Here is a 6,687-nt window from a genome sequence, read left to right on the forward strand (position 1 = left end):
CGATTCCCCGTACTCTTACCCGTCATCCCGTTGTCAGCGCCCATCCTCGAGTTGTTGCCCATCATGGGGCCGCCCATGCTCCGCAGCGACACATTCACAATGGATCCCGCTAGTGGCGGCTGCACGCACGACGATCCGGCCGAGTTACCAAAGACTGGCGCGCTCCCGTTCGTGGCGGTGACGACACCGACGGACAGCCCAGTCAGGCCGACGATTGTCGCGACAGCTCCAGCGATCGCCGTTACGACGAGTGCGTTCATGCGCATTTTGCTTCTCCTCTGACGATTTCGTTGAGGGTGTCCACTCTGCGCGCCCCGTATGCAGGACCGTTGGCGAGCGTGTGGAGACTGTATGGAGGATTGACTCGGGGGCTTACTTGCTGGAAGGCGAGCGTTGGGATGTTGTCCGGCTATCCGGCCTCATGGTTGGAGCCAAGTCCTGGTGATGGGATGGTTCATCCTCAGGGATTCCCTGCAGGCCGCGGCAGGCGTAGGCGCTTGAGCATCAGCGCGTTGACGGCGACGATCACGCTGGAGCCGGACATCGAGATCGCCGCGATCTCGGGGCTGAGCCGGATTCCGAATGCGGGGAAGAAGACGCCGGCCGCGATCGGCAGGGCGATGGCGTTGTATCCGATCGCCCAGCCGAGGTTCTGCCGCATCTTCCGACCGGTTCCCTTCCCGATCCGCAGCGCGACGGGGACGTCCAACGGATCGGACCGCATCAACACGACATCCGCCGTCTCAATGGCGACGTCGGTGCCGGCACCGATCGCGATCCCGAGATCTGCCTGCGCCAGCGCCGGGGCGTCATTGACACCGTCGCCGACCATGGCAACCCTCTTGCCTGCAGCCTGGAGTTCCGTGATCTTCGCCGACTTGTCTTCGGGCAGGACCTCCGCGATCACGGTATCGATCCCGAGCTGGGAGGCGATGCGTGCGGCGGTGGCTTCGTTGTCTCCGGTGAGCATGACGACCTGGATTCCCGCGTCGTGCATGGCCGCGACGGCTGCCGCAGCGGTCGGGCGCACAGCATCCGCCAAAGCCACTACTCCGGCCACGTTGCCGTCCACGGCCAGCAGGACAGCGGTATGTCCAGTCGACGCCAGGGCCTCACGCCGCGCGCTCACCGGCTGGATATCGACGCCTCGAGCGAGCATCAATTTGCGGTTGCCGACGAGCACGTGGTGCCCGCTCACCGTCGCCCCCGCCCCGTGCCCGGGTACGTTCTCGAAGCCGACGGCGTCGCCAACGGTCACACCCCGTCCCGCAGCGTAGCTGACCACCGCAGCGGCGAGCGGATGCTCCGACTCGCGCTCCACGGCGGCAACGAGTCCGAGCAGCTCGTCTTCGTCCATGCCGATTGCGACGAAGTCGGTGACTTCCGGCTTGCCCTGGGTGAGGGTGCCGGTCTTGTCCATCACGACGGTGTCGATCCGTGCGGCTGTTTCCAGCGCGGTCGCGGTCTTGAACAAGACGCCGCGCCTGGCGCCAAGTCCGGTCCCGACCATGATCGCCGTCGGGGTCGCCAGCCCGAGCGCGTCCGGGCACGTGATGACGACCACGGTGATCGCGAACAGCATGGCCGTGGGACCGGTTGCGCCCGAGAGCAGCCAGACAAGGAGGGTGGCGATTCCGCCGATCAGGGCGACCAGCACGAGCCAGAACGCCGCCCGGTCGGCCAGGCGCTGGCCGGGAGCCTTGGAATTCTGGGCCTCCTGCACGAGCGCGACGATCTGGGCGAGTGCGGTGTCCGCGCCCACCTTCGTCGCCCGGACCCGGAGGGTGCCCGTGGTGTTCACGGTGGCGCCGATCACCGTTGAGCCGGCCGTCTTGGCCACGGGAAGACTCTCACCGGTGACCATGGATTCATCGATATCGGAATCACCGGACTCGACAACGCCGTCGGTGGGGACCTTGGATCCCGGGCGCACGAGCATCAGGTCGCCCGGAACAATGTCCGCGGTGGGAATTTCAACGGGTTCGCCCTCGCGAATCACGAAGGCCTGCGCGGGGGCCAGCTCGAGCAGGGTGCGGACGGCGTCATTGGCGCCGCCCCGTGCCCGCATTTCGACCCAGTGCCCCAGCAGCACAAAACTGGCCAGCACGGTGGCGGCCTCGTAGAAGACGTCGCCGCCGCCGGTGAGGGTGACCACGACGCTGTAGAGCCAGCCCGATCCCACGCCGACGGCCACAAGCACCATCATGTCGAGCGTTCTCGCCCGCAATGCCCGGTAGGCGCCGTCGAAGAAGATCCATGCAGAGTAGAAGATCACCGGCAGTGAAAGGATCAGCGCTGTTATGTCGTCACGGAGCCCGAACGGTGCCTGAAAAGTGAACCCGATGACCTCGCGGCCGATCGGCGATAAAAGCGTGATCGGAACGGAGAGGATCGCGGCCACCAGGAACCGGTTGCGCATATCCCGGATCATGCTGCTCATCGTCATGGTGCCATGGCCGCCGCCGTGCCCCATGGCGTCTTGCCTCGTCGTGGTCGTGGCTGCCGCATGCGCATGCATGATCCTGGTCTCGGCCGATGGGCTCATATGAACGATCCTCTCGAGGAATTTGCTGGTACTCGACACTGTTTTTCTCGGTGCCTACATCATCAGCATATACCCCCCATAGGTATGAGCCCCATGGTGACCTCGGGCTGTCTCTTCGCGGAATCAGGTGGGCCCTCTCAGACCGCGCGGAGCATCCGTTGACTACAGTGTGAGCATTGCCGCCTCCGGACGGCACGGGAAGGAAGGGAACGCCATGGTGGAAGCTCAGCCGTGCAGTCGCGCGTTCACAGCCGCCGCGCAACTGCGTCTTTCGCTCCTCGGAATCCTCTCGCTTGCAGCCATCGTTTTCGGAATGGTAGCGATGCATGCAGGGATGGCGGCAGAATCCGAAGCCTCACCGCATTCCCACGCGATGTCTGACCCGCATTCGAACATGTCAGTCCTCAGCGCAGGGGGGTCGGACTTCGAACTGCCGTCCGCCTCGATTTCCATGGCATCTGCATCTGGAAGGTCGCACCTGCCGTCGACTTGTCTCGGCATGTGTTCCACCGATTGCCTTATGACAGGGTCCGCGTGTGCCGCCGGACTCATCGCGCACTCCCCCAATCCTGTAGCCCAGCACGCAATTGCCCTCGTTGCCGACCGCTCCGCCGTGCGCGCAGCACCCACTCTCCCGCTGCGCCTCCCTCCACAACGACCGCCCTCGCTGACGGCCCTGTCGATTAGCCGCGTCTGATCAATAACCGGCTGTGAGCCTCCACCTGGTGCGGCGGACTCTCCCCATTCCAGCAATTTCCGTGTCTCGCTGCATCCGCGAGCACACTCGCCGTCTCCGGATCTTCTTCCGCTGACGACAATCACGACCCTTGTTTGACAGATTGGACTCCCCTTGATTTCCCTACGCATTCCCCTCCTGACCGCCACCGCGCTAGCCGCAGCCATCGCCCTGTCCGCCTGTTCGGCCGGTGCCACCACGGCCGGCGGCGCCAGTGCATCCGCATCCTCCGCCCCCGCCGCATCGACAGCGGTGTTCAACGATGCCGACGTCTCGTTCGCCATGCCGATGGTCGACCACCACCAGCAGGCGATCACCATGGCCCAGACCATGCTCGACAAGACCGGGGTCGATCCACGCGTCACCGCTCTCGCCGAGCAGATCAAGGCGGCCCAGGGGCCGGAGATCACGATGATGAGCTCCTGGGTCACAGCCTGGGGTGCGACCGCCACCAGCATGCCCGGAATGGACATGAGCTCAGGCTCCATGACCGATGGGGACATGGCCGCGCTCGACGCTGCGACCGGTCCGGCCGCGGACAAACTGTTCCTCCAGCAGATGATCCAGCACCATCAGGGCGCGATCGACATGGCCGACGTCGAGCTCAAGGACGGGCAGAACCCGGAAGCACAGGCATTGGCCACGAAGATCATTGCCGACCAGACGGCGCAGATCAGACAAATGCAGGACATCCTCGCCACCCTGTAGCCGACCCACTGACAGGCCGCGGAGCGTCAATGGCACTCCGCGGCTCCTGGCCGCCTAATCACCTTAGGTGACTACGATTGACGTGAACTCCCATTTCCGGTCGGTTCGCGAGGGACACCAATTTTCGAAAGGGCTCGACCATGGCAAAGTTCGGTGATCTGGAAAACGCGATCATGAACGAGGTCTGGCAGGCCGAGAACCCGCTCCTGGTGCGGGAACTCCTCGACAGGCTCGATCGCGGGCTCGCCTACAACACCGTGCAGACGGTCACCGAGATCCTCAATCGCAAGGGCTGGCTCAGCAAGGAACGGGACGGCCGCGCATTCCGCTATGGTCCCGCGGCCACCCGGGACGATTATGTGTCCGGACTCATCCGCGAGGCGCTGTCCTTCGCCGACGATCGGGCGGCAGCACTCGTGGGCTTCGTCGACGAAATGCCCGACGACGAAGCAGCCGAACTCCGCCGTTTGCTTTCCGCCGCACAGGACAACGAGCCGGAGTCATGATTGTCGCAATCATCCTGACCGTGTACGCGATAGCGCTCTCCCTTGCCGTCCCCCAGCTCCTGTTGCGCGCGAACTGGGTCGATCGCGCGCCTCGGCTCGCTATCGCGTCCTGGCAGGCCCTGACGGTCGCGGTCGTGGGCTCGCTGGCCCTCGCTGGCCTGTCCTTCGCGATTCCCATCGCCGGCCTTGGCGGACAGGGCATCATCGACGACCTCCAGGCTTGTGCAATGGCGCTGCAACAGCAGTATTCGACGCCGGCCGGTGCCGCCGTCGGTATTGGTGGGGCGCTGCTGGCCGGCGCCGTCATCACTCGATCCTTCTGGGGCCTGGCATCAACGGGCGCCCGGATGTCACGGGAGCGCAATGCACATCGTCGAGTTCTGGACATGGTTGGTCGCCCGGATTTCGATCGCGATATCGTCATCCTCGATTCCACGGAAGCGGCGGTCTACTGCATGCCGGGAATCCACCGGCGCACTGTAGTCACCACGGCCGCGCTTCACGCTTTGACGGACGAGGAGCTCATCGCGGTTTTGGCCCATGAGCGCGCACACCTCACTGAACGGCATGACCTCGCCCTGGCATTCTCCGTGGCACTGTCGCAGGCCTTTCACGGGCTCCCGCCTTTCCGGCTGGCTGCGCGGGAGACTTCTCGCCTGGTTGAACTTCGTGCCGACGATGTCGCTGCCGCACGAACTCACCGGCTCACGGTCGCGGCGGCGCTCCTGGCCGTCGTTGCCGTGCCCCCGCACGCGGTGCCGGCCGTCGCACTCGGAGCGGCAGGACCTGGGGCTGCGGCCCGGGTTCGCCGGCTCCTTCCCCCGCGCCAGTCAGTGGGCCGCTTCCCTGTGTGTGCGGTGTCGGTAGCGATCGCGCTCCTGCTGATCGCGCCCGGACTGGCCCTCGGCTGGCCGGCCGTCACAAGCGCAGATCACGCGTTGTGCCCCGCCGAGCCGGAAACCAGCCTGTCGGCGTCCCTTTCTTCTTCCGGCAGCGCGCCTGCGCCTGCGCCCGCCGCGCATGCCCCGTGTGCCGTCGACAGCATGGACGAGGGTCGCTTCTCCAGCTGACTTTCAGCTTCGGCAGGCCGGCTAGACAATCGCTTCACAATCACCTAATCTCCTTAGGAGGATAGGTGAATGTCCGCGCAAGACGCGGCCCGAGTGAAGGCGACGAATATATGGAAAATCTACTGTTCGGCGGCACCCTGCTCGCCGCCTTCCTGGGCGGCCTGGTTGCCCTGCTCGCGCCCTGTTGCGTGTCGGTGATGTTGCCCGCCTACTTGGCGTCGGGCATGCGTCGGCGTTCCGGCATCGTGGGAGCGACCCTGGTCTTCGCTGCCGGGGTCGCGACCATCATCGTGCCGATCGGGTTGGGAGCAACAGCCCTGATCGGCCTGATCTCCGGCCAGCACGCCATCGTCTTCACGATCGCCGCCACGGCGATGCTGATCGGAGGCATTGCGATGCTGTTCGGCTGGAAGCTGCAGCTTCCGATGCTCGCCCGCCGCGTACCGGCCGGCCATGGCCTCGCCTCGGTCTACGGACTCGGCGTGTTCTCCGGAGCGGCCAGCTCATGCTGCGCTCCGGTACTGATCGGCGTAGCGGTCCTCTCCGGCGCAACGGCTTCGTTCCCCGCCGCCCTGGCCGTGGGCCTCACCTACGTGGCCGGAATGGTCGCCCCCCTCGCTGTTCTCGCGCTGATCTGGGACCGCAGGGACTGGGGCTCAAGCAAGTGGCTTCAGGGACGCCAGATCACCCTGCGTGTGGGTCGGTTCAGCCGTAGCCTCGCCGTCGGCAGCTTCGCCTCCGCCGTCCTGCTCATCCTGATGGCCATCCTCACGTATGTCCAGGCCGCGGTCGGACCCGGCATGACCTCAGGCGGCTGGCTCGCCCAGTTCGGCGCCGACCTGCAACACAGTGTCTCTGTCGCGACCAAGGCGCTCGGCTGGCTTCCCGGCTGGGCCGTCGCGATCGTGCTGGTTGCCGGAATCGGCTACTTCGTCTGGCGCGCCACCCGCCACACCGCACCGAAACCCCAGGACCCAAGCCGGACGTCGACCGGCGAGCCGGTTGAACCAACGGAATCTGACTCCAGTTGCTGCAGCGATGCAGCCCCCGAAACCCCGACACTCACAGGACAGGACACCACCAAATGAGTTCCGCCCCCAAAAACACGCAACAGTCCCCCAG

General features: G+C 65.5%; 5 protein-coding genes. 4 read left to right on the forward strand and 1 reads right to left on the reverse strand.

Annotated features, from left to right (window positions below):
* Nucleotides 1-460: 460 nt before the first annotated feature.
* Complete coding sequence (locus tag QN357_RS05550; protein ID WP_322140865.1) at nt 461-2,545, reverse strand: copper-translocating P-type ATPase; 2,085 nt, start codon at nt 2,543-2,545, stop codon at nt 461-463.
* An 850-nt stretch (nt 2,546-3,395) separates the two neighbouring features.
* On the opposite strand from QN357_RS05550, the gene QN357_RS05555 reads away from it, so the two are divergent.
* From QN357_RS05555 to QN357_RS05570, 4 genes are all read left to right on the forward strand, one after another.
* Nucleotides 3,396-3,989 (forward strand): DUF305 domain-containing protein, encoded by a 594-nt coding sequence (locus QN357_RS05555; protein ID WP_322135611.1) that lies wholly within the window; start codon nt 3,396-3,398, stop codon nt 3,987-3,989.
* Between the two features lie 140 nt (nt 3,990-4,129).
* Nucleotides 4,130-4,495, forward strand: coding sequence for a BlaI/MecI/CopY family transcriptional regulator (locus tag QN357_RS05560; protein ID WP_322135610.1), 366 nt, complete (start codon nt 4,130-4,132; stop codon nt 4,493-4,495).
* Nucleotides 4,492-5,565 carry a M56 family metallopeptidase gene (locus QN357_RS05565; RefSeq protein WP_323504640.1) on the forward strand — a complete coding sequence of 358 codons (1,074 nt, stop codon included), beginning with the start codon at nt 4,492-4,494 and terminating at the stop codon, nt 5,563-5,565. Before QN357_RS05560 ends, QN357_RS05565 begins: the two co-directional genes overlap by 4 nt.
* Before the next feature lie 110 nt (nt 5,566-5,675).
* The gene (locus QN357_RS05570; protein WP_323504642.1) at nt 5,676-6,653 is read left to right on the forward strand and encodes a cytochrome c biogenesis CcdA family protein; all 978 of its coding nucleotides are present in this window, start codon (nt 5,676-5,678) and stop codon (nt 6,651-6,653) included.
* Nucleotides 6,654-6,687 lie beyond the last annotated feature (34 nt).

Source organism: Cryobacterium sp. RTC2.1 (assembly GCF_035018685.1).
GTDB lineage: Bacteria > Actinomycetota > Actinomycetes > Actinomycetales > Microbacteriaceae > Cryobacterium > Cryobacterium glucosi.

What these genes read in the sequence shown, in the direction of transcription:
- QN357_RS05565 (WP_323504640.1), top strand. Translation starts at nt 4,492, where the DNA reads ATGATTGTCGCAATCATCCTGACCGTGTACGCGATAGCGCTCTCCCTT.
- QN357_RS05560 (WP_322135610.1), top strand. Translation starts at nt 4,130, where the DNA reads ATGGCAAAGTTCGGTGATCTGGAAAACGCGATCATGAACGAGGTCTGG.
- QN357_RS05570 (WP_323504642.1), top strand. Translation starts at nt 5,676, where the DNA reads ATGGAAAATCTACTGTTCGGCGGCACCCTGCTCGCCGCCTTCCTGGGC.
- QN357_RS05550 (WP_322140865.1), bottom strand. Translation starts at nt 2,545, where the DNA reads ATGAGCCCATCGGCCGAGACCAGGATCATGCATGCGCATGCGGCAGCC.